The sequence below is a fragment of the Ignatzschineria sp. LJL83 genome, from assembly GCF_054871845.1.
Window position 1 is genome coordinate 1 of sequence record NZ_JBTXLY010000024.1, and the last position, 3,102, is coordinate 3,102.

Below are 3,102 nucleotides of genomic sequence, written 5' to 3' on the forward strand. Positions count from 1 at the left end.
AATTTAGTGATCAACGTGATTACCGATTTACACCGCAAGGAAATGGTCGTTACACCGGTTATGTAACATCGAAGAAAGTCGGTAGTGATGTTATTGGATTTACCACAGATCAAGGGCAGGCTGCAGGTAAGACTGCAATAGTTGAGTACTTTACTGGAGATGTGGACTTAACAGTTTCTACAATTTCAGCCACACCGAAAGAAATTTTAGCAAATGGTGAGGCGATCTCTACAGTGATTGTTCAACTTAAAGATAGTAATGGTAATAACTTTACATCTGGTACTAATTCAGAAACAGCTACACCTTATACAGTTGTATTGCGTTCTAATTCAACATCACCGATAGGAGTAATTTCACCAGCATCTGGAGAAATGGTGAATGTAGGAGATGGTACCTTTACAGCAGAGGTTAAATCTACACAATTAGGAGTTGAAAATTTTGGTTTCACAGTAGATACATTACCAGGAAGCATGACTGAGACTATTTCATATACCAATGGTAATGGTACTTTTGACCAAGGAAAGTCGAGTATTACTACGAATCCTAAAGAGATTGCAGCTGATGGAAGAGCAACATCTCTCGTAACGGTCACTTTAGTACATGATGGAACAGATCAACCATTAACTGGATTAGATAGTAATCAATTAACGATTATTACGGTTGATGGATCTGAGATGTTAGGTAACTTAGGATCTATGAGTGAAGTTTTAGGAACTGGGATTTATACCTTTACGATGACTTCAACAGATCAATTAGGAACTGATAACCTTACTTTTGTAACGGCAGCAGGTCAATTTAATGGTAACGATACTATTAGATACTCAGCAGGAGATGGTAACTTTGATCAAGCATCGTCTAGTATTACGGCAGATCCTGTAGAAATTGCTGCAGATGGTGTGATGACTTCAATTGTCACTGTAACTATGTACTACGATGCTGCAGGCCAAAAACCAATTATTGGTTATGAAGGCTTAGAGCTTGTTACAGAAGCGGGTGCTGTAGTAGGGATTGTGGGCGTACCAACAGATCATCAAGATGGACGTTATACCTTTGAAGTGAAATCAGAGGTAGCGGGTGCAGATACTTTCCACTTCCAAACGAGAGCATATGCATCAGTTGATACAGCACAAATCCGTTATACCGGTGGTGATGGCTTCTTTGATCAAGCATCGTCTAGTATTGCGGCAGATCCTGTAGAAATTGCCGCAGATGGTGTGATGACTTCAATTGTCACTGTAACTATGTACTACGATGCTGCAGGCCAAAAACCAATTATTGGTTATGAAGGCTTAGAGCTTGTTACAGAAGCGGGTGCTGTAGTAGGGATTGTGGGCGTACCAACAGATCATCAAGATGGACGTTATACCTTTGAAGTGAAATCAGAGGTAGCGGGTGCAGATACTTTCCACTTCCAAACGAGAGCATATGCATCAGTTGATACAGCACAAATCCGTTATACCGGTGGTGATGGCTTCTTTGATCAAGCATCATCTAGTATTACGGCAGATCCTGTAGAAATTGCCGCAGATGGTGTGATGACTTCAATTGTCACTGTAACCATGTACTACGATGCCGCAGGTCAAAAACCAATTATTGGTTATGAAGGCTTAGAGCTTGTTACAGAAGCGGGTACTGTAGTAGGGATTGTGGGCGTACCAACAGATCATCAAGATGGACGTTATACCTTTGAAGTGAAATCAGAGGTAGCAGGTGCAGATACTTTCCACTTCCAAACGAGAGCATATGCATCAGTTGATACAGCACAAATCCGTTATACCGGTGGTGATGGCTTCTTTGATCAAGCATCGTCTAGTATTACGGCAGATCCTGTAGAAATTGCCGCAGATGGTGTGATGACTTCAATTGTCACTGTAACCATGTACTACGATGCCGCAGGTCAAAAACCAATTATTGGTTATGAAGGCTTAGAGCTTGTTACAGAAGCGGGTACTGTAGTAGGGATTGTGGGCGTACCAACAGACCATCAAGATGGACGTTATACCTTTGAAGTGAAATCAGAGGTAGCGGGTGCAGATACTTTCCACTTCCAAACGAGAGCATACGCATCAGATGATACAGCACAAATCCGTTATACCGGTGGTGATGGCTTCTTTGATCAAGCATCATCTAGTATTACGGCAGATCCTGTAGAAATTGCCGCAGATGGTGTGATGACTTCAATTGTCACTGTAACCATGTACTACGATGCCGCAGGTCAAAAACCAATTATTGGTTATGAAGGCTTAGAGCTTGTTACAGAAGCGGGCACTGTAGTAGGGATTATGGGCGTACCAACAGATCATCAAGATGGACGTTATACTTTCGAAGTGAAATCAGAGGTAGTGGGTGCAGATACTTTCCACTTCCAAACGAGAGCATATGCATCAGTTGATACAGCACAAATCCGTTATACCGGTGGTGATGGCTTCTTTGATCAAGCATCATCTAGTATTACGGCAGATCCTGTAGAAATTGCCGCAGATGGTGTGATGACTTCAATTGTCACTGTAACCATGTACTACGATGCCGCAGGTCAAAAACCAATTATTGGTTATGAAGGCTTAGAGCTTGTTACAGAAGCGGGTGCTGTAGTAGGGATTGTGGGCGTACCAACAGATCATCAAGATGGACGTTATACCTTTGAAGTGAAATCAGAGGTAGCGGGTGCAGATACTTTCCACTTCCAAACGAGAGCATATGCATCAGTTGATACAGCACAAATCCGTTATACCGGTGGTGATGGCTTCTTTGATCAAGCATCGTCTAGTATTACGGCAGATCCTGTAGAAATTGCCGCAGATGGTGTGATGACTTCAATTGTCACTGTAACCATGTACTACGATGCCGCAGGTCAAAAACCAATTATTGGTTATGAAGGCTTAGAGCTTGTTACAGAAGCGGGCACTGTAGTAGGGATTGTGGGCGTACCAACAGATCATCAAGATGGACGTTATACTTTTGAAGTGAAATCAGAAGTAGCGGGTGCAGATACTTTCCACTTCCAAACGAGAGCATATGCATCAGTTGATACAGCACAAATCCGTTATACCGGTGGTGATGGCTTCTTTGATCAAGCATCGTCTAGTATTACGGCAGATCCTG

1 protein-coding gene is annotated in these 3,102 nt (G+C 42.5%); it reads left to right on the forward strand.

The window, feature by feature from the left end; translation table 11 throughout:
• A partial coding sequence (locus ACYSN2_RS11040; RefSeq protein ID WP_461750304.1) for an Ig-like domain-containing protein occupies positions 1-3,102 on the forward strand: 3,102 nt, incomplete at both ends.